Genomic DNA, 19,133 nt, shown 5'->3' with positions numbered 1-19,133 from the left:
CCACAGGCAGGTGCACGTTTAAACTGGATAACCCTGCGGCTTAAACTTCGGTGCGCAATACCAGCTCGACCATCAGATCATCGGCCAGGGTTTCCAGGCGCGCCTGCAATACATCCAGCGACAGCGTCAACGGCACGGCCAGAATCGCTTCGGCGTGAAACAGCGGCTCGCTGCTCATCGGCGCCGGACGCACTTCGGTGACAAGCCTTTCGAGATTGACGCCCTGCTCGCTCAACAGCCGCGTGATATCACGGACGATGCCGGGGCGGTCATTGCCGACCAGCTCCATGGCGATCGGCTTCCAGGTGCAGGATTGCTCGATGCCGCTTTCGGCGACCAGTACACGGATACCGTGCGCCGTCAGTGCTTGTAAGGCATCGACTAATTCATCGTAAGCCTCTGCCGGCACGCCGACTCGCAGGATCCCGGCGAATTGTCCGGCCATCCGTGACATGCGACTTTCCAGCCAGTTGCCGCCGTGCTCGGCGATGCATTGGGCGATGCGCTCGACCTGCCCGGGTTTGTCCGGGGCGAAAACGGTGAGTACGAGATGGTCCATGGCGCAGCCCTCTTGTCATGACTTTTGTTATCGAAGGGCAAGTATAGGCAAGGGCTTGTCTTGCGTTGGATGGACTGGCGCTTTCGCGTGCAGGCTCGCTCCCACAGGGGATCGCATTGTCAATGTGGGAGCGAGCCTGCTCGCGAATAGCCGCACCAGCGCGATATTGACGAAATAAATCGTGTACAACTTTCGATATTTAACTGGAACAATCCAATGCTTTTTTGAGAACATCCCGTTCCGCGACGTGACCGCAATGCGTCATGAGGTCGCAGAACGACGTAATTAGTCTGATTTTCACAAGCGCAACTCATCATGTAGTATGCCGCAGCGCGCACTACATAACGCCGGATCGATGTCCGCCCAGGCCTGTTCGCAACCCTGAAAGCCCCGTCAGCAAGGCCCCCAAGCCGTTGATTGGTCCTAGCCCAGCCGCCAGCAATGGCATGTACTGGTCGGCAGGTTTGTGGTTTAAATGGCCGAGGCTTCATTGTTTAAATTGAAGAGCTGAAAAGCGAAATAGCTGAGCAGAGTGAGGCAAGCAATGACTGAACACGTTCAAGTCGGTGGCCTGCAGGTCGCCAAAGTCCTGTTCGACTTCGTGAACAACGAAGCCATTCCCGGTACCGGCCTCACCGCCGAGCAATTCTGGGAAGGTGCCGACAAGGTTATTCACGACCTGGCGCCGAAGAACAAAGCCCTACTCGCCAAACGCGATGACTTCCAGGCGCGCATCGATGCCTGGCATCAGCAGCATGCAGGTCAGGCGCACGACACCGTGGCCTACAAAGCCTTCCTGCAAGAGATCGGTTATCTGCTGCCAGAAGCCGCTGATTTCCAGGCCACGACGCAAAACGTCGATGACGAAATCGCCCGTACCGCCGGCCCGCAACTCGTTGTACCCGTGATGAACGCGCGCTTCGCGCTCAATGCTTCGAACGCCCGCTGGGGATCGCTGTACGACGCCCTCTACGGCACCGATGCAATCAGCGAAGAAGGTGGCGCGGAGAAAGGCAAAGGCTACAACAAGGTGCGTGGCGACAAAGTCATCGCCTTCGCCCGCGCGTTCCTTGACGAAGCCGCGCCACTGGCCGCCGGCTCCCACGTCGATTCGACCGGCTACAAGATTGCTGACGGCAAGTTGCTGGTCACCCTCAAAAATGGCAGCGATACCGGCCTGCGTGACAACGCTCAGTTGATCGGTTTCCAGGGCGACGCCAATGCGCCGATCGCGATTCTGCTGAAACACAACGGCCTGCACTTCGAAATCCAGATCGACGCCAGCACCCCGGTCGGCCAGACCGATGCTGCCGGCGTCAAGGACATCCTGATGGAAGCGGCGCTGACCACCATCATGGACTGCGAAGACTCCGTGGCCGCCGTCGATGCCGACGACAAAGTGGTGATCTACCGTAACTGGCTCGGCCTGATGAAGGGCGACCTCGCGGAATCCGTGTCCAAGGGCGGCCAGACCTTCACCCGCACCATGAACCCGGACCGCACCTACACCGCGCCGAACGGCGGTGAAGTGACGCTGCACGGCCGCTCGCTGTTGTTCGTGCGCAATGTCGGTCACCTGATGACCATCGACGCGATCCTCGACAGCCAAGGCAACGAAGTGCCGGAGGGCATTCTCGACGGTCTGGTCACGTGCCTGGCAGCGATGCACAACCTCAACGGCAATACGTCGCGGCGCAACACGCGCACCGGTTCGGTGTACATCGTCAAACCGAAGATGCACGGTCCGGAAGAAGCGGCGTTCACCAACGAGCTGTTCGGTCGCATCGAAGACGTGTTGGGCCTGCAACGCAACACGCTGAAAGTCGGGATCATGGACGAGGAACGCCGCACCACGGTCAACCTCAAGGCTTGCATCAAGGCGGCCAGCGAGCGCGTGGTGTTCATCAACACCGGTTTCCTCGACCGCACCGGCGACGAAATCCATACCTCCATGGAAGCCGGCCCGGTAGTGCGCAAGGCCGACATGAAAGCTGAGAAGTGGATCGGCGCCTACGAAAACTGGAACGTCGATATCGGTCTGAGCACCGGCCTGCAGGGTCGTGCGCAGATCGGCAAAGGCATGTGGGCCATGCCCGACCTGATGGCGGCGATGCTCGAACAGAAAATCGCCCACCCGCTGGCCGGTGCCAACACCGCTTGGGTGCCATCGCCGACTGCTGCTGCGCTGCATGCGTTGCACTACCACAAGGTCGACGTGTTCGCCCGCCAGGCCGAACTGGCCAAACGTGCCCGCGCTTCGGTGGACGATATCCTGACCATCCCGCTGGCGGTCAAGCCGAACTGGACGCCGGAGCAGATCAAGAACGAACTGGACAACAACGCCCAGGGCATTCTTGGTTACGTGGTGCGCTGGATCGACCAAGGCGTCGGCTGCTCGAAAGTGCCGGACATCAACGACGTCGGCCTGATGGAAGACCGTGCGACGCTGCGCATCTCCAGCCAGCACATCGCCAACTGGCTGCGCCACGGTATCGTCAGCGAAGCGCAAGTGATGGAAAGCCTCAAGCGCATGGCGCCAGTGGTTGACCGGCAGAACGCCAACGACCCGCTGTACCGCCCGCTGGCACCGGACTTCGACAGCAACATCGCCTTCCAGGCGGCGGTAGAACTGGTGATCGAAGGCACCAGGCAGCCGAACGGTTATACCGAGCCGGTGCTGCACCGTCGTCGTCGCGAGTTCAAGGCTGCGAATGGTCTGTAACTTGCGCTGATGCTGGAAATTAAAAAGGCCCTGATCGAGAGATCAGGGCCTTTTTTATGCGCTCGGCGAAGGTTTGGCGTCGACGGCCAGATCGCTACCCTCACCCCAGCCCTCTCCCGGGGGGAGAGGGAGCCGACCGATGTGTATATCGATATGCGTCGACCAGTCAGATCAATGTCGATTATGGATTCGGTCGCGGACTTTCAGGTCGATGAATGGCTCAAATATTCCCGAATCAGTTCCCTCTCCCTCTGGGAGAGGGCTAGGGTGAGGGGCTTTTAAGGCTCAATGCCCAATTCGTGTTTCACCAACCCCAGCAACTTCCCTGTATCAATCGGCTTGAGCAGAAAATCCACCACGCTCAAATGCATCGCTTCGATCGCATCCTTCACGTCGGCATCGCCGGAAACAATGATGATCGGCATCGCCGCCCGCACCGACTCGCGCACTTGGCGAACCAGGTCCAGGCCATCGACATTACCCATGCGCAGGTCAGTGATGACCAGTCCGATCGAAGGCTTTTCTTCGAGCATTTTCAGCGCGGTTTCACCACTGGCCGCAGTCAGGCAGCGGATGCCATCGAGCGCAAGAATCTCCGACAGCAACTCGCGAGCGTCCTTGTCGTCATCGACGATCAGGACGCGCTGCGGTGGCAGATCGGGTTCGAGCATGACTGCGCTGAGCGCTTCGCGCTCGGCATCGCTCAAGATATCGTGGTCGGACATGGCGCTCTCTAAGTATTCGAATCAATCACCTGGCACAGTCGTCTGACATCGCCCGGCAGCGCTTCAATGTGCACTTCGTCGGATTTTTTTCCAAGGGGCTGAACAGCGGAAATTCCGACAGTGTGCGTAGGGTATCTCCGAAACCGCGCCGATGATGGCAAAACCTAGACTTACGTCCAATGGGCACCCCGAGCGCAGGGGTCGACCATGGCCGCAACGATCCGACAACAACAATTCAAAAAAGACTGCGGTAATGGTTATGAGTAAAGCGGACGCCTTCACCCAGGCAGGGAAAACCGCGGTTTTGCAGAACATTCAGGGCACCCTGCAATTCCTCCAGCGCTTCCCGCCCTTCAATCAGATGGAACACGCCCACCTCGCCTATCTGGTCGAGCAATGTCAGCTGCGGTTTTACGCCCAGGGCGAGAGCATCATCAAACCCGCCGATGGCCCGGTCGAACATTTCCACATCGTCAAACAGGGCCGAGTGGTCGGTGAGCGCCCGCACACCGCCAAGGGCGGCACCGAAACCACTTTCGAGATCACCACCGGCGAATGCTTTCCGCTGGCGGCGCTGTTGGGCGAGCGGGCCACGCGCACCGAGCACCTCGCCGGCGAAGACACCTTCTGCCTGCAATTGAACAAACTGGCATTCATCAAACTGTTCGCCCTCTCCAACCCGTTTCGCGACTTCGCCTTGCGCGGGGTCAGCAGCCTGCTCGATCAGGTCAATCAGCAAGTCCAGCAAAAAGCCGTGGAAACCCTCGGCACCCAGTATTCGCTGAACACGCGTCTGGGCGAACTGGCGATGCGGCATCCGGTGACGTGCGCACCCGACGCGCCGCTGCGCGAAGCGGTCAAGCTGATGCACGAGCAGCAGGTCGGCAGCATCGTCGTGGTGGATGAACACAAGGCGCCGCTGGGGATTTTCACCCTGCGCGATTTGCGTCATGTGGTGGCCGAAGGTGCTGCTGATTTCGGTGAGACCATCGAGCACCACATGACCCGCGCACCGTTTTATCTGTCGCCGGATCACAGCGCATTCGATGCGGCGATTGCCATGACCGAACGGCACATTGCGCACGTCTGTCTGGTGAAGGATCAGCGCTTGTGCGGCGTGGTCTCCGAGCGCGATCTGTTCTCGCTGCAACGGGTCGATCTGGTGCATCTGGCGAGGACCATCCGCAGCGCCCAGCGCGTCGAACAACTGGTGAGCCTGCGCGGAGAGATCGGCCAACTGGTCGAGCGCATGCTTGCTCACGGCGCCTCCTCGACGCAGATCACCCACATCATCACCCTGCTCAACGATCACACCGTGTGCCGGGTGATCGAATTGACGCTCGCCGAAAAAGGCGACCCCGGCGTGCCGTTCAGCTGGTTGTGTTTCGGCAGTGAAGGCCGCCGCGAACAGACGCTGCACACCGATCAGGACAACGGCATTCTGTTCGACGCCCGCGACGCCGCCCATGCCGCGGAGATTCGCGGCAAGCTGCTGCCGATCGCCCAACAGATCAACCACAGCCTGGCGCAATGCGGCTTTACCCTGTGCAAAGGCAATGTCATGGCCGGCAATCCCGAGCTGTGTCTGTCGCGGGCGGAATGGGCGCGGCGTTTCGCGGCGTTCATTCGTGAGGCGACGCCGGAAAACCTGCTCGCTTCGAGTATTTATTTCGATCTGCGGGTAGTCTGGGGCGATGAGAAAAGCTGCGAGCAAGTGCGGCGCGGGATTCTCGAACAGGTCGGCGACAACCGCTTGTTCCAACGCATGTTGGCCGAGAACGCCCTGCGCAATCGGCCACCGGTCGGGCGCTTCCGCGAGTTTGTGCTGGCGCGCAAAAATGGCGAGAAAGCCACGCTGGATCTCAAGATTCAAGGCCTGACGCCATTCGTCGACGGCGCACGCCTGCTGGCGCTGGCCAACGGCATCGACGCCAACAACACCCTCGAACGCTTCCGCCAGTTGGTGGCGAAAGAAGTCATCGAACCCCTCGACGGCGCGGCGTATGAAGAGGCCTATCACTTCATTCAGCAAACGCGCATGCAGCAGCATCAACTGCAGACGCGGGAAAATCTGCCGTACTCCAACCGCGTCGACCCGGACAGCCTCAACCATCTCGACCGGCGCATCCTGCGTGAATCCCTGCGTCAGGCCCAGCGCCTGCAAAGCAGCCTGGCCTTGCGGTATCAGCTATGAGCCTGTTCTCGTGGCTACGCCCGGCCAGCCCGCCAGTGTCGGCGCAGGTGCAACAACGCCTGACGCAATTACCGGTGGTCACCGAGCTGAGCGAGTGCACGCTGCGCGAACAGCGCTGGGTGGTGCTGGATCTGGAAACCACCGGGCTCAATCTGAACAAGGATCGCGTGTTATCCATTGGTGCCGTGGTGATCGAAGACGGCGCGATCGATTTCGCCCAGCAGTTCGAACGCACGCTGCAATGTCGCGAACTGAAGATCAGCCCCAGCGTGTTGATCCACGGTCTGGCGCCGAGCGCGATTGCCGCCGGCAGCGATCCGGCCGAGGCGTTGCTGGAACTGATGGAGTTTATCGGCGACAGCCCGGTGCTGGCGTTTCATGCGCCGTTCGATCAGCGCATGCTCGGGCGCGCGTTGAAGGAACATCTGGGGCACAAGTTGCAGCACGCGTTTATGGACGTGGCCGATATCGCACCACTGCTTTGCCCGCAGGCGCAGATTCGCGAGGCCGGGCTGGATGAGTGGATCGAGTGGTTCAAGCTCGAGGTGTTCGAACGGCATAACGCGAGCGCCGATGCGTTGGCGACGGCGGAACTGGCGCTGATCCTGTTCAGCCGCGCAAGGGCGCAGCAGATTCACAGTCCGCAGAATTTGCAGCAGCGCTTGAGTCAGTGGAAGCGGCGGCAGCAGGCGCCGTCCTTTTAGAAGCACTCTCACCCCAGCCCTCTCCCGGAGGGAGAGGGGGCCGACCGGGGGGTCTTCAGTCATGCATCGACCTGAAATATCGAGTCGATTATGGATTCAAAGCAAAGCGCTCAGGGCAACGTACCTCCCAAAGATCCCCCGATCAGTCCCCTCTCCCTCCGGGAGAGGGCTAGGGTGAGGGGCCGCCCTTGATTCATCTCCTGACCAGTGGCCAATTGCTAACCATTCCCACCTCTGCCAGAATCGCGAACAATTCGCGTTAGTTAATCTTTCCCAATCGGTGATGTCCGGTGTCGTCAGTCCCAAGCCCTCACAGTCAGCTTGTCGGTGCGCTGTATCGCGACCATCGCGGTTGGCTGCTGGCGTGGCTGCGGCGCAATGTGGCTTGCCCGCAGCGTGCCGAAGACCTGAGCCAGGACACCTTCGTGCGCCTGCTCGGTCGCGATGAGTTGCCAACACCGCGTGAGCCGCGCGCCTTTCTGGTGGCGATCGCCAAGGGCCTGCTGTTCGACTACTTCCGCCGCGCGGCGCTGGAACAGGCCTACCTCACCGAATTGATGCTGGTACCCGAAGCCGAACAACCGTCGGTGGAAGAGCAGCAAATGATCCTCGACGACCTCAAGGCCATCGACCGCTTGCTCGGCAAGCTCTCGACCAAGGCCCGTGCGGCGTTTCTGTATAACCGCCTCGACGGCCTCAGCCATGCCGAGATCGCCACCCGCCTCGGCGTCTCGGTGCCGCGTGTGCGTCAGTATCTGGCGCAAGGCATTCGCCAGTGCTACATCGCCCTCTACGGTGAGCCGACATGAACCCGGCCAGTTCCCGACCGGTGCCGGCGCATGTGCTGGATGCGGCTATTGCCTGGCAACTGACTCTCGATTCGAGCAGCCCGCTGGAGCGCGAGGAGTTCGCCAAATGGCACGCTGCCAATGAAGAACACGCTCGCGCCTGGCGCCAGTTGGGCATGCTCGATCAGCGTTTCAGTGTGGCCAAGGGTCCGGCGCGCAGTGCCTTGCTGCAATCACGCGAGGGCATTCGCCGGCGCGTGCGCAAACTCGGCAGCGGGCTGACCAGTGTGGTGGTGATAGTCGGTCTGGGGCTGTTCGCCAGTGAACGCTTTCTGCCGCTCGATTACTGGCTGGCCGATCAACGCACCGCAACCGGCGAGCAGCGCACCGTGCGCCTGGCGGACGGCACCGTGCTCAATCTCAATACCCACAGCGCAGTGGATGTGCGATTCGATGATCAGCGCCGGTTGATCATCTTGCAGGAAGGCGAAATCCTCGTTGAAACAGGTCATGGCGATGCGCGGCCGTTCATTGTCGAAACCCGCGAAGGCAGCATGCGTGCGCTGGGGACGCGGTTTCTGGTCAAGCGTGAAGAAGACGGCACGCGGTTGAGCGTGTTGCAGTCGGCGGTGGCCGCCCATGGGCAAGCCAATCCGCAGGAACAGATTCTGCGCGAAGGCCAGCAAGTGCTGCTGCGCCGCGATGGCCTTGGCGCGATCGCCGCGCTCAATCCCGGCGCCGACGCCTGGACCCGCGGCATGCTGGTGGTCGATAACGCGCGCCTCGGCGATCTGCTGGATGAACTCGGGCGCTATCGTCGCGGCTACCTTGGCGTGGCACCGGAGGTGGCGGACTTGCGCATTACCGGCAGTTTCCCGCTGCACGATACCGATAAAGCCCTGAGCGCACTGCTGCCGACGTTGCCGGTGCAGATCGAGCGGCATACGCCGTATTGGGTCACCGTGGCGAAGGCTGAGCCCAAGCCTGATTGATGTGGCGCCCCTCAGGCCGCTTTCGCGAGCAGGCTCGCTCCCACAAGGGAACGCATTGGTGGGAGCGAGCCTGCTCGCGAAGACGGCATCCGCCACGCAACAAATTTGCAGCAAAAAAATAATTTTCACTCGGCCCTATCACTTTTCCAATCTCGTCCGGCACACAGGCAATTGAGAAATATTTCCATTCAGGAGCCGCCGTATGTCCCGTTCGCTAGACACCTTGTTGCGCCCCAGTCTGCTGGCAGTCGCCATTGCGCTCAGCGCCCCGCTGATCAGCAGCCCGTTGCTCGCCGCCGAGCAAGCGTCCAGCGTGCGCGCCTACAACCTGCCGGCGGCGCCGCTGTCGACCACGTTGAACCAGATCGCAAGTCAGGGCGGCCTGGCGTTGTCGCTGAATCCGGCGCTGGCGGCGGGCAAGACCTCGGCACCGGTCAGCGGCCAGTACGATGCCGCCGGCGCCCTGCGCGCTGCCCTGCGTGGCACCGGCCTGCAACTGGAACAAAGCAGCGCCGGCACCTACACCCTGGTCGCGGTGCCTGAAGGTACGCTGGCCCTGCCGGAAACGGCGGTCATCGGCGTGGAAAATCTGGAAACCGCCTGGGGCCCGGTCGAGGGCTACACCGCCACCCGCACCGCCGCCGGCACCAAGACCGACACCGCACTGGTCGAAGCGCCGCGCTCGATCTCCGTGGCGACCCGTCAGCAAATGGACGACCGCAGCGTGCACAGCCTCGACGATGCCGTGCGCTACATGCCGGGCATCACCGCCAGCAGCTACGGCAGCGACACCCGCGCCGACTGGCTGCGTGTGCGCGGATTCGAACCGACCCAGTTCCTCGACGGCCTGCCGCTGCCCAAAGGCGTGTATGCCAACCCGAAACAGGAAACCTGGAACCTCGACCGCCTCGCCCTGCTGCGCGGCCCGGCCTCCTCGGTGTACGGCCAGACTCCGCCGGGCGGCCTGCTCGACATGGTCAGCCGCCGCCCGAGTGCTGACGCGAGCAACGAAATCCAGCTGCAATATGGCAGCGACAACCACCGCCAGATCAACTTCGCCAGCACCGGCAAGATCGATGACGCCGGGCAGTTTCTGTACGGCATCAGCGGCGTGGTGCGCGACAGCGGCACGCAGATCGACCACGTCGACAACAAGCGCTACAACATCGCGCCGAGCCTGACCTGGAACATCGACGACGACACCAAATTCACCCTCCTGAGCCAGTTCACGCGCGACGATACCGGCATCACCAGCCAGTTTCTGCCGATCCAGGGCACCAAAATCAATTCGCCGTTCGGTGACATCTCTCACCACAAGAACCTCGGCGATCCGGACTGGGAATATTACGACCGCACCTACTACGCGCTGGGCTACGCCTTCGAACATCGTTTGAACGATGTCTGGCAGTTCAAGCAGAACCTGCGCTACACCAAGTCGGATCTGTCGTTCCAGTCGCTGACGCCCGGCTCCTATCCATTCACCACGGTGGATGAGCAAGGCAACGTCGGTCGCACCAGCACCAGCGTCGAAGAAGACATCAGCCAGTTCGCCGTGGACAACAATTTCCAGGCCGATTTCGCCACCGGTGACATCCGTCACACCCTGCTGCTGGGTCTGGATCACCAGCGCAGCAATACCAACTACACCTCGATTTTCGGCGATGGCCTGACCACCAACGTGATCACCCCGATCTACGGCCAGCCAATCGTCCGTCCGGCGCGCTCCACGGCGTTTTATGACTACGACCAGAAGACCTACCAGACCGGCCTGTACGTGCAGGATCAGATGGCCCTCGATCAATGGCGCCTGACCCTCGGTGGCCGTGAAGACTGGGTGCACACCAGCACGAAATTCATCAACCAGGGCGACACCACCAATACCCAGCGCGACAAGAAATTCAGCGGCAACGCGGCCCTCAGCTACGTGTTCGACAACGGTTTCGTGCCGTACCTGTCGTACGCCGAGTCGTTCCAGCCAACCACCGGTGCCGACGCCACGTCCACCGGTTCGCTCAAGCCGACCGAAGGCAAACAATGGGAATTGGGTATCAAGTACCAGCCGCCGGGCAGCAAGACCCTGCTGACCGCCGCCGTGTATGACCTCACCCAGAAGAACGTCTCGGTCAACACGTTCGTCAACAACGTTTCGATCACCAGCCAGACCGGCGAAGTCAAAGTCAAAGGTCTGGAGCTGGAAGCGGTGTCCGACGTGACCGACAACCTGAAAGTCATCGCCGCCTACACCCTGGCCAAATCGGAAGTGCAAAATGGCGTCGACAAGGGCAATCGCCTGCAACTGATGCCCAACCAGCAAGCCTCGCTGTGGACCGATTACACCTGGCACAGCGGCGTGCTCGACGGCTTCGGCGTTGGCGGCGGCGTGCGTTACACCGGCAACACCTACGGCGACAAGGCCAACACCTGGCTGGGCAAGGCCGACGCCTACACGGTGTTCGACGCTTCGGTGCATTACGACCTCGGTCGCCTCGACAACAGCCTCAAAGGCGCGTCGCTGGCGGTCAACGCGACCAACCTGTTCGACAAGGAATACATTTCCACCTGCGACAGCTTCTATTGCTACTACGGCGACCAGCGCAGCGTCGTCGCCAGTGCCACCTACAAGTGGTAAGCGCGTGAGCTGAAACGGGCCCCATTACCAGGCCGTCCGCCGTGGACGGCTTCGGTGTTTTTGAAGGTCATGCAATGAAAAGTAAAACCATCCGCCGCTGGTCGTTCATTCACACCTGGACCAGCCTGATCTGCACGGTGTTTCTGCTGATGCTGGCACTGACCGGTCTGCCGCTGATTTTCAGCCACGAGATCGATCATCTGCTGGGCAACGCTCCCGAGTTGCGCGAGATGCCGGCCGATACGCCGCAGCTCAACCTGCAGCAACTGGTCGACGCCGCGCAGCAGCATCGCCCCGGCGAAGTCATGCAGTACTTTGGCTATGACGACGAAGACCCGAACGCCGCCTTCGCCATCATGGCGAAAACCGCCGACACCGAGCCGAACTCGTCGCACACCTTCATGCTCGATGCGCGCACCGGCGAGGCGCTGGAAACGCCCTCGGCCAACGGCGGCTTGATGCTGTTCATCCTGCGCCTGCACGTCGACATGTTTGCCGGATTGCCGGGCAAACTGCTGCTGGCGTTCATGGGGGTGTTGTTTGTGGTGGCGATCGTGTCCGGGACGGTGCTGTACCTGCCGTTCATGCGTCGCTTGAAATTCGGCACCGTGCGCCAGGACAAATCCACGCGGCTGCGCTGGCTCGACCTGCATAACCTGATCGGCGTCGTGACGCTGACGTGGTGCTTGGTGGTGGGCGTCACCGGGGTGATCAGCGCCTGCGCCGACCTGCTGATCGCGGCGTGGCGCAACGATGCGCTGACCACGCTGATTGCGCCGTACCGCGATGCGCCGCCGCTGACGCAAATGGCGCCAGCCACGCGTTTGCTCGACATCGCCGCGGAAGTCGCACCGGGGATGAAGCCGGATTTCATCGCCTTCCCCGGCACACGCTTTTCCAGCGAGCACCATTACGCGGTATTCATGAAGGGCGGCACGCACCTGACTTCGCATCTGCTGACGCCGGTGCTGATCGACGCCACCACTCTGCAAGTCACCGCCGTGGCCGAGCGCCCGTGGTACATGGACGCCATGGGCATGTCGCAGCCTTTGCATTTCGGTGACTACGGCGGCATGCCGATGAAAATCCTCTGGGCCACGCTCGATGTATTGACCATCATCGTGCTGGCCAGCGGCGTGTACCTGTGGGTGGTGCGGCGCAAAGCGGCGAACCGGGTGGCGGAAACCGCGGAGGCCTCGGCATGAAGCCCCGTCAGTCGAGCTTCTGGAAAGTCTTCAGCACACCGATCGTGATCGCCCTGCTCAGTGCGGCGGGGTTGTTTGCGGCGTTGCTGGGGGATGGCATCTGGGATGCGTTGAGCTGGATCGGGCTGGGTGTGCCGGCGTTTCTGGCGCTCAAGGGATTGCTGCAGCGCGGGTGATTTTTTATCGTCTGCCAAGGCCTCTTCGCGAGCAAGCTCGCTCCCACAGGAGAATACATTTCAAATGTGGGAGCGAGCCTGCTCCCGAAAGCACCCTGACATTCAACATCAAAGTCGACTGTCCCGACGTCTTCGCGAGCAGGCTCGCTCCCACATGGGTTCTGCGCTGGACTTGAGCAGGCTATGCTGCGGCCTCATTGTCCTGATCGAGACCTTGCCCATGTCCGCCCCCAGCATGACCCTTTACCACAACACCCTTTCCCCGTTCGTGCGCAAAGTGATGGTGTTGCTTCACGAAACCGGGCAGCAGGATCGCGTGGCGCTGCAAGACTGTGTGCTCAGCCCGGTCAGCCCGGACCCGGCGCTGATCGCCGACAACCCGTTAAGCAAGATCCCCGCCCTGCGTCTGGCCGATGGCAACGTCATCCATGACAGCCGCGTGATCCTTGAATATCTCGACCAGCAGCACGTCGGCAATCCGCTGATCCCGCGTGAAGGCTCGGCGCGCTGGCGGCGTCTGACCCTGGCCTCGATGGCCGACGGGATCATGGACGCCTCGGTGATGGTGCGTTACGAAACCGTGCTGCGCCCGGTGGAAAAACACTGGGAGCAGTGGCTTGACGCCCAGCGCGACAAGATCCGCCGCGCCCTCGCCGTGCTGGAAAACGAGGCGATCGCCGAGCTGACCAGCCACTTCGATGTGGCCGCCATCAGCGTCGCCTGTGCGCTGGGTTATCTGGATCTGCGCTTCCCGGACATGGATTGGCGCGCGGCCAATCCACAACTGGGCAACTGGTTTTTTGAGGTGAGTCAGCGACCTTCCATGGTCGCCACCCTGCCCAAGCCTTGATTCTGCGGCGCCTGTTCCGGCCTCTTCGCGAGCAGGCTCGCTCCCACATTGGATTTGAGTAGAGCCGAGAATTCTGTTTCAGCACAATCCCTGTGGGAGCGAGCCTGCTCGCGAATGCACCAACTCGGTTCTGGTGGCAGTGCTGCAAGAATCCGTGTCAGCAGAACCTCCAACTCCCGCTGCTCTTCGCGCAACCCAACCCCGCTCATTCCACCACCCCCAGATCAAATTCCAGCGGCTTCTCCGGTTTCTGCGCAAGGGCATACCAGTCCAGCCGACGCGTCAGCACCATGAACACCCCGAGGAGGCCGAACAGCAGCAGCGAGCCCATCAGCAGCGCGTAATCCTCAGCGCTCAGCAATCCATAAAGCAGGCCATACAACGCCGCCAGTCCCGCGGAAAAACTCAAGCCGTGACGCACGCTGCGCAGCACATGGCAGACGTAAAAGCCGATCAACAACACACAACCACCGGCCGACAGCAGATACGCCAGGGCGAAGCCAATGTGTTCCGACAGCGACAACAGCAACAGGTAAAAGAACGCCAGCGCCACGCCGACCAGCGCGTACTGCACCGGGTGCACCGCGAGGCTCTTGAGCACCTCAAAGAGGAAGAAACCGGCGAAGGTCAGGACGATGAACAGCAAGGCATATTTGATCGCCCGGTCGCTTTTCAGGTACTGGTCGACCGGGTCGATGAAGCTGACGCCAAAGCTGCGGCCGTTCAGTGCGTCGCAATCGCCGACGATGCAGCGGTCCATCGCTTCTTGCAGGTTGGTGGAGAAAAACGAGGTCTGCCAATCGGCGCTAAAACCCTCATCGTTGATTTCGCGCTTGGCCGGCAGGAAGTTGCCGACAAAGCTTGGGTGCGGCCAGTTGGCCTTGAGGCTGACACTGCTGGTCTTGCCCACCGGCAACACCTTCAACGAGCCGGTGCCTTGCAGGCGCAGGTCGAAGGCGAAGCTAAGTTGCGTGGCTTTGCCGGTGTCCAGCGCTGGCAGGGTTACGTGCACGCCTTCACCGATCCAGCCCACTTCCGACCCGGGAACGAAGTCCAGCCGCTGGCCGTCGATTTCCAGTTTCAGGGCGTTTTCGATGCCGCGGATATCGCTGATGCCCACCGCCAGGAACGGCGAGTCGAACTGGTAATCGGCGAAGTTCTCCTTGATACCCAATTGCGCCGGCAAGGCGAAATGGCCGTTGATACGGTTGTCAGCGTGGAACAGGCGCGCCTCGTAAATGCCGCGCTTGCGCAGCTCGGTTTCCACCTGTCCGTCGAGATCGAAACGCTCCGGCAGAAAGTACAAACGCCCACGTTCTTCGCCGACTTCCTCGTAGCGCTGATTGGTTTTTTCGTTGGTCTTCCAGGTGCGCACGACCTTGCGATACGGTACCACCATCACCGGCCCGCTCAGTTGCTGGCTGTAGCTGGAGCTGCGGGCGATGTCATCGAGCACACCGTCGCGCAGCTGTTGGCGCTCGTCGATCACGCCGTCGATCATCAGCAACGGTATGAGTAGCAGCAGGATCAGCAAGGCGATGGCGCCGAGCTTGAAGGTCAGATTTCGGTTCATGGGACTCTCCCTGTTTGGATGGGCAGAGTCTGTTGTGTCGGTGTGGGTGGTTTATGGGGAAAGTATGGAGATTGTGTGGAGAATGTACCGGCCCTATCGCGAGCAGGCTCACTCCTACAGGGGAACGCATTTCAAATTGTAGGAGTGAGCCTGCTCGCGATGGCCGCGACTCGGTCTCAAGGCAGGCGCAATGAAACTTCCACACCGTTTACAACATTACGAATGCTCAGCGCCCCACCATGCAACTTGACCACTTCTTCAACGAAGTTAAGCCCCAGCCCGGTGCTCTTGCGCCCACTGTCCGGGCGCGGCAATGAATAGAAGCGCTCGGTCAGGCGCGCCAAGGCGTAATCGGGTATCGGCGCGGTTTCGTTGAACAAACGCACCTCGATCTGATCGCCCACTCGCTCGGCACCGAAGCGCAACAGCCCCTGCGCCGCAGTGAAATCCAGAGCGTTTTCCAGCAGATTGCCCAGCGCCTGACGCAGCAGAAACGGCTCGCCAAGCAGCAACAGATCCTCGCCAATCGCTTGCTCGACACGCAACTGCTTGCCCTCGATCCGCGCAGCCTGCGCCCGCAGCAACTCAGCGACCAACAGCGCCAGCGGTACAGCCACACGCTCTTCCAGGCCTTGACGTTGTTCGACCTGCGCCAGATCGAGCAAGCGTTCGATCAATTGCTGCATCCGCGCACTTTCGCTGTCGATGTTGCTGACAAAGCGCAGGCGCTGAACCGCCGGCATCTCGCCTTGCAGCAACTCCGCCGCGCCCCGAATCGCCGCCAACGGGCTTTTCAGTTCATGGGTCAGCGTGTGCACATAGCGTTCGACATAGGCTTTGCCCTCAAGCTGAGTGCGCATCTGCTCTACTGCAGTGGCGAGCTGTTGCAGTTCGCCGCCGCGATAATGCGGCACTTCCACGCGCCGGCCTTCGCTCACCGCCTGGGCATAACCGGTCAGCCGGTGCAGCGCGCGGCTCAGCCACCACGACAGCAACGCGCCAAACAACAGGCCGAGGCCGATCAGCGCGGCGCCGTAAATCAGCAAGCGCCGCTCGGTGCGATCGACGTAGGGCTGCAACGAGCTGTTCGGTTTGGCCACGGTGACCACCCCGATGATCTTGCCGTTATCGCGGATCGGCGCGCCAACGTGCATCACCGAGGAGTTCGGATCGTCAGGATCGCTGCGGCTTGAGCGCGCGCCATATTCGCCGCGCAAGGTCAGATAGACGTCATTCCAACGCGAGTAGTCCTGGCCGACGGCGACGCCGCTGGAATCGAGCACGACCATACCTTTGGCGTCGGTCACGTAGATCCGGTGGTTGACCTGATTTTTCGGCAAACCCCAGATCGTCGCCTGCGGCTGGCGTTCGCCATAGGCGCGCAGCAGTTGCGGCCAGCGGTTTTCACTGAGGGTGCCGGCCTTGAAGTCGTCGCGCAGGATTTCCGCCATCAGGTTGGCGGTGTCGACCAGGGTTTCTTCGGTGGACTGGCGCACGCCGGGGCGGATTTCTTCCATCACCGTGTTGAGCACGAAATACCCGGTCAGGCCGACGAACAGCACATACACCAGAAAAATCCGCAGCCCCAGCGACATCAGCTGTGCCCCGGGCTGTAGCTGTAGCCGAGACCGCGATGGGTCTGGATCGGCTCGGCGTCGGCGCGCACCAGGCGCAGTTTGGCGCGCACGCTTTTGATGTGGCTGTCGATGCTGCGCTCGTAGCCGGCGTCGGCGGCCACGCCCAGCGCGTCGAGCAGTTGCTCGCGGCTGAACACCCGCTCGGGTTGTTCGAGCAGGCACTGCAACAGGCGGAATTCGTGACGGGTCAGGCTCAAGGTCTGACCGCGATAGCTGATCTGCACTCGATCGGCATCGATGCGAAACAGCGCCGAAGCGCCTTCGATCGCCGGGCGCGGCGCCATGCGTTTGAGGATTGCCTTCACCCGAGCGGCAACTTCACGCGGGCTGAACGGCTTGACCACGTAATCGTCAGCGCCGATTTCCAGGCCGACCACGCGATCGATCTCGGCATCCCGCGCGCTGAGAAACAGCACCGGTACTTCGCTGAAACGCCGCAGCTGTTTGCAGGTCTCGAAGCCGCTGATGTCCGGCAGGCCGATGTCGAGAATGATCAGGTCGGCCGGGGTCTGCCGCTGATATTCCAGCGCCACCGCGCCGAGGCTCAGCCACGTGGTGCTGAAGCCCTCGCTCTGCAGGGCGAAAATCAGCGTATCGGCAATCGCCGCTTCGTCTTCGACAATCAGGATATGAGGCATGGCGTCCGAGCCCGTGGGTTAAGTGCGCGAACGGTGCCCCAAGCCTGAGGTTACGTCAATGAGACCACTTAGCAGTCGGGCTTGTCGGCGGTGAAGCGCCGCGCCGGATTCACTGCTGCGCCAAACTCGCGCAAGGCCTTGGCACCGATCAGCAGCGGATAGTTGAAGTGGCTGCGGTCGGTCAGGTTGACCTCGACGGTGCGCTTGACGTTCCCCAGGCACAGTTCCAGATCGACCACCGGGCGCTTGGCGACGTCGGTGCTTTCACCCTCGTCCTCTTCGTCCGAGCGGCTCTTGATCTTGCTGATCCGCGCGACCTTGTGTTCGTAGACCTTGTTGCTGGCGTCCTTGGTGGCGAGGCGGAAACGCACCCATTCATCGCCATCGCGAGTGAAGGTTTCGATGTCCTTGGCCGACAGCGAGGCAGTCAGCGCACCGGTGTCCATCTTGGCCTTGAGCACTTCGCCGCCGATTTCCGGCAGCGCGATGTATTCGTAGCGCCCGTACAGGGTCGGCTCGGCGGCCATGACCGGCAGGGCGACGAGGGCAAACAGTGCAAGGAGGGATTTCACGTAGGGGGCTTCCTTGGAAATTGAAGGGCGGCAGGCTGGGATTTTAGACACCCGCTGAGTCATTCGTTCGCTTCTCGAACCGTTTCGCGAGCAGGCTCGCTCCCACATTGAAATGCATTCCCCTGTGGGAGCGAGCCTGCTCGCGAAGAGGCCAGTGAGTTCAATACGAATCTTGAGCCAAGCATACCGACCAAAAAGTGAAACATTCGTCACCACCGATTTGGCCTGTCGCGCGAAGCTGCTTATCATGGCCCGCCCCTGACACTTCGTAGAGTTGCCTATGCGCCGCCTGCTCACCGGCTGTTTCGTCACCCTGCTGCTGTTGCTCAACACCCTGATTCTGATCGGGCCGTTGATGGTGTTCGCTCTGCTCAAACTGGTCGCGCCGGGGCGCTGGCGCGATTATGCGTCCGCAGCGGTAATGTGGATTGCCGAGACCTGGGCCGAGATCGACAAGCTGATCTTTCAGCTGTGCATTCCAACGCAGTGGGACATTCGCGGCGGCGACGATTTGCGTCGCGACACCTCGTATCTGGTGGTCAGCAACCACCAATCGTGGGTCGACATTCCCGCGCTGATCCAGACCCTCAACCGACGCACGCCGTTCTTCAAGTTTTTCCTGAAGAAAGAGCTGATCTGGGTGCCGTTCCTTGGGCTGGCGTGGTGGGCGCTGGATTACCCGTTCATGAAGCGCTACACCAAGGCCTTTCTGGCGAAGAACCCGGAATTGGCAGGCAAGGATCTGGAGATCACCAAAGCGGCGTGCGAGCTGTTCAAGCGTCAGCCGGTAACGGTGGTGAATTATCTGGAAGGCACGCGCTACACCTTGGCGAAAAGCACACAGCAGACATCGCCATTCAATCACCTGCTCAAACCCAAGGCCGGTGGCGTGGCGTTTGTGCTGGCGGCAATGGGCGAACAGCTCGATGCGATGCTCGACGTGACGGTGGTCTACCCTCAAGAGAAGATTCCGGGGTTTTGGGATCTGATCAGCGGCAACGTGCCGCGGGTCATCATCGACATCAAGACCCGCGAACTCGACCCCGCGCTGTGGCAGGGTGATTACGAGAAAGACCCGGTGTTCCGCGAGCACGTCCAGAACTGGGTCAACCAGCTCTGGGCCGAGAAGGATCAGCGCATCGCCGAACTGCGCAACCAGCGCCGCTGAC

Annotated in this window: 16 protein-coding genes; 10 read left to right on the top strand and 6 right to left on the bottom strand. The window is 61.3% G+C overall.

What is annotated here, in order from left to right; all coding sequences use genetic code 11:
- Positions 1-40: 40 nt before the first annotated feature.
- Entirely contained in the window at positions 41-559 is a 519-nt protein-coding gene (locus V6F91_RS12400; RefSeq protein WP_203419758.1) for a glycine cleavage system protein R, read from the bottom strand.
- A gap of 544 nt (positions 560-1,103) precedes the next feature.
- Here V6F91_RS12400 and V6F91_RS12395 point away from each other — a divergent pair.
- Entirely contained in the window at positions 1,104-3,281 is a 2,178-nt protein-coding gene (locus tag V6F91_RS12395; protein ID WP_332764741.1) for a malate synthase G, read from the top strand.
- Positions 3,282-3,559: 278 nt separating this feature from the next.
- On the opposite strand, the gene V6F91_RS12390 is transcribed toward V6F91_RS12395, so the two are convergent.
- Positions 3,560-4,006: a response regulator gene (locus tag V6F91_RS12390; protein WP_332764739.1), complete on the bottom strand. Its 447-nt coding sequence runs from the start codon at positions 4,004-4,006 to the stop codon at positions 3,560-3,562.
- Positions 4,007-4,259: 253 nt separating this feature from the next.
- Here V6F91_RS12390 and V6F91_RS12385 point away from each other — a divergent pair, with 253 nt between their 5' ends.
- From V6F91_RS12385 to V6F91_RS12350, 8 genes are all read left to right on the top strand, one after another.
- The gene (locus V6F91_RS12385; RefSeq protein ID WP_332764737.1) at positions 4,260-6,200 is read left to right on the top strand and encodes a DUF294 nucleotidyltransferase-like domain-containing protein; all 1,941 of its coding nucleotides are present in this window, start codon (positions 4,260-4,262) and stop codon (positions 6,198-6,200) included.
- Positions 6,197-6,904, top strand: coding sequence for a 3'-5' exonuclease (locus V6F91_RS12380; protein WP_332764735.1), 708 nt, complete (start codon positions 6,197-6,199; stop codon positions 6,902-6,904). The genes V6F91_RS12385 and V6F91_RS12380 overlap by 4 nt, the downstream gene beginning before the upstream one ends.
- A 290-nt stretch (positions 6,905-7,194) precedes the next feature.
- Entirely contained in the window at positions 7,195-7,713 is a 519-nt protein-coding gene (locus V6F91_RS12375; protein ID WP_332764733.1) for an RNA polymerase sigma factor, read from the top strand.
- Positions 7,710-8,684: a FecR domain-containing protein gene (locus V6F91_RS12370; RefSeq protein ID WP_332764731.1), complete on the top strand. Its 975-nt coding sequence runs from the start codon at positions 7,710-7,712 to the stop codon at positions 8,682-8,684. Before V6F91_RS12375 ends, V6F91_RS12370 begins: the two co-directional genes overlap by 4 nt.
- Positions 8,685-8,886: 202 nt before the next feature.
- Positions 8,887-11,313 (top strand): TonB-dependent siderophore receptor, encoded by a 2,427-nt coding sequence (locus tag V6F91_RS12365; RefSeq protein ID WP_332764729.1) that lies wholly within the window; start codon positions 8,887-8,889, stop codon positions 11,311-11,313.
- A 74-nt stretch (positions 11,314-11,387) separates the two neighbouring features.
- Positions 11,388-12,518 (top strand): PepSY-associated TM helix domain-containing protein, encoded by a 1,131-nt coding sequence (locus V6F91_RS12360; RefSeq protein ID WP_332764727.1) that lies wholly within the window; start codon positions 11,388-11,390, stop codon positions 12,516-12,518.
- Positions 12,515-12,694 carry a hypothetical protein gene (locus tag V6F91_RS12355; RefSeq protein WP_332764725.1) on the top strand — a complete coding sequence of 60 codons (180 nt, stop codon included), beginning with the start codon at positions 12,515-12,517 and terminating at the stop codon, positions 12,692-12,694. The genes V6F91_RS12360 and V6F91_RS12355 overlap by 4 nt, the downstream gene beginning before the upstream one ends.
- Before the next feature lie 220 nt (positions 12,695-12,914).
- Positions 12,915-13,544, top strand: a complete 630-nt coding sequence (locus V6F91_RS12350; protein WP_332764723.1) for a glutathione S-transferase — start codon at positions 12,915-12,917, stop codon at positions 13,542-13,544.
- A gap of 205 nt (positions 13,545-13,749) precedes the next feature.
- Here V6F91_RS12350 and creD read toward each other — a convergent pair whose 3' ends face one another.
- The 4 genes from creD to V6F91_RS12330 all read right to left on the bottom strand — a co-directional run bounded on the left by creD (position 13,750) and on the right by V6F91_RS12330 (position 17,964).
- Positions 13,750-15,117, bottom strand: coding sequence for a cell envelope integrity protein CreD (creD, locus tag V6F91_RS12345; protein ID WP_332764722.1), 1,368 nt, complete (start codon positions 15,115-15,117; stop codon positions 13,750-13,752).
- Positions 15,118-15,293: 176 nt separating this feature from the next.
- Positions 15,294-16,712, bottom strand: coding sequence for a two-component system sensor histidine kinase CreC (gene creC / locus V6F91_RS12340; protein ID WP_332764721.1), 1,419 nt, complete (start codon positions 16,710-16,712; stop codon positions 15,294-15,296).
- Positions 16,712-17,392: a two-component system response regulator CreB gene (gene creB / locus V6F91_RS12335; RefSeq protein ID WP_332764719.1), complete on the bottom strand. Its 681-nt coding sequence runs from the start codon at positions 17,390-17,392 to the stop codon at positions 16,712-16,714. The genes creC and creB overlap by 1 nt, the downstream gene beginning before the upstream one ends.
- Before the next feature lie 68 nt (positions 17,393-17,460).
- On the bottom strand, positions 17,461-17,964 hold the full coding sequence (locus tag V6F91_RS12330) for an ATP-dependent zinc protease (RefSeq protein WP_208939485.1): 504 nt from the start codon (positions 17,962-17,964) through the stop codon (positions 17,461-17,463).
- Positions 17,965-18,244: 280 nt separating this feature from the next.
- Here V6F91_RS12330 and V6F91_RS12325 point away from each other — a divergent pair, with 280 nt between their 5' ends.
- Positions 18,245-19,132: an acyltransferase gene (locus V6F91_RS12325; RefSeq protein WP_332764715.1), complete on the top strand. Its 888-nt coding sequence runs from the start codon at positions 18,245-18,247 to the stop codon at positions 19,130-19,132.
- Position 19,133: the final 1 nt, after the last annotated feature.

It is taken from the genome of Pseudomonas koreensis, from assembly GCF_036668835.1.
Classification (GTDB): Bacteria; Pseudomonadota; Gammaproteobacteria; order Pseudomonadales; family Pseudomonadaceae; genus Aquipseudomonas; species Aquipseudomonas koreensis_I.
This window is presented reverse-complemented; position numbering and strand designations above follow the sequence as displayed.

What these genes read in the sequence shown, in the direction of transcription:
- V6F91_RS12400 (WP_203419758.1), bottom strand. Translation starts at nt 559, where the DNA reads ATGGACCATCTCGTACTCACCGTTTTCGCCCCGGACAAACCCGGGCAG.
- V6F91_RS12395 (WP_332764741.1), top strand. Translation starts at nt 1,104, where the DNA reads ATGACTGAACACGTTCAAGTCGGTGGCCTGCAGGTCGCCAAAGTCCTG.
- V6F91_RS12390 (WP_332764739.1), bottom strand. Translation starts at nt 4,006, where the DNA reads ATGTCCGACCACGATATCTTGAGCGATGCCGAGCGCGAAGCGCTCAGC.
- V6F91_RS12385 (WP_332764737.1), top strand. Translation starts at nt 4,260, where the DNA reads ATGGTTATGAGTAAAGCGGACGCCTTCACCCAGGCAGGGAAAACCGCG.
- V6F91_RS12380 (WP_332764735.1), top strand. Translation starts at nt 6,197, where the DNA reads ATGAGCCTGTTCTCGTGGCTACGCCCGGCCAGCCCGCCAGTGTCGGCG.
- V6F91_RS12370 (WP_332764731.1), top strand. Translation starts at nt 7,710, where the DNA reads ATGAACCCGGCCAGTTCCCGACCGGTGCCGGCGCATGTGCTGGATGCG.
- V6F91_RS12365 (WP_332764729.1), top strand. Translation starts at nt 8,887, where the DNA reads ATGTCCCGTTCGCTAGACACCTTGTTGCGCCCCAGTCTGCTGGCAGTC.
- V6F91_RS12360 (WP_332764727.1), top strand. Translation starts at nt 11,388, where the DNA reads ATGAAAAGTAAAACCATCCGCCGCTGGTCGTTCATTCACACCTGGACC.
- V6F91_RS12355 (WP_332764725.1), top strand. Translation starts at nt 12,515, where the DNA reads ATGAAGCCCCGTCAGTCGAGCTTCTGGAAAGTCTTCAGCACACCGATC.
- V6F91_RS12350 (WP_332764723.1), top strand. Translation starts at nt 12,915, where the DNA reads ATGTCCGCCCCCAGCATGACCCTTTACCACAACACCCTTTCCCCGTTC.
- creD (WP_332764722.1), bottom strand. Translation starts at nt 15,117, where the DNA reads ATGAACCGAAATCTGACCTTCAAGCTCGGCGCCATCGCCTTGCTGATC.
- creC (WP_332764721.1), bottom strand. Translation starts at nt 16,712, where the DNA reads ATGTCGCTGGGGCTGCGGATTTTTCTGGTGTATGTGCTGTTCGTCGGC.
- creB (WP_332764719.1), bottom strand. Translation starts at nt 17,392, where the DNA reads ATGCCTCATATCCTGATTGTCGAAGACGAAGCGGCGATTGCCGATACG.
- V6F91_RS12325 (WP_332764715.1), top strand. Translation starts at nt 18,245, where the DNA reads ATGCGCCGCCTGCTCACCGGCTGTTTCGTCACCCTGCTGCTGTTGCTC.